Raw genomic sequence first — 446 nt, 5'->3', positions numbered from 1 at the left:
TTCTCGACTACGTTTTTTATAGAAGAGTTCCGAAATAACCGGCCCTCGCCAGCGATACTCAGCGGTGGTTTGACCTTGCTTGAGGGAGGATGATGACGTTGTTTGTCCGACTTCGTTTCTTCGCAATGGTGCAGCGAATGCGTGATCTCGTCTCGATCCGATACCGACCTACGACCGCAATCTGACGCGTCGTAACCCTTTCTTCCACTTTTCTAAGATGGTGCTCCCGTATGGCGCGCCCGAGGTTTGTTATGCAAAAGCAAGCTGTCGTATTCAATGGTCAGGAAGTCGGGATCGCGGTCCCTGTCGAAAACCGCCTCAAATTCATCGCTGTCCGCTTCAATGTCATCGACCTGGACAACAGGCTCTTCGACACGGTTATCGAAATCCGGCGCGCCATTACAGAGCATCTCGCCTCCAGCGGTCGTGCGATCAGCTCGCACTGA

General features: G+C 53.1%; 1 protein-coding gene. It reads left to right on the top strand.

Translation table 11 applies throughout. The features are described from left to right. Window positions 1-230 precede the first annotated feature (230 nt). A complete protein-coding gene (locus tag QWJ46_RS31165; protein ID WP_184459303.1) occupies window positions 231-446 on the top strand; it encodes a hypothetical protein in 216 nt (71 codons plus the stop codon).

Origin of the sequence: Rhizobium sp. CBN3, from assembly GCF_030518245.1 — a bacterium.
Classification (GTDB): Bacteria; Pseudomonadota; Alphaproteobacteria; order Rhizobiales; family Rhizobiaceae; genus Rhizobium; species Rhizobium aethiopicum_A.
Note: the sequence above shows the minus strand (reverse complement) of the source record. Positions and strands in the feature narration are given on the sequence as shown.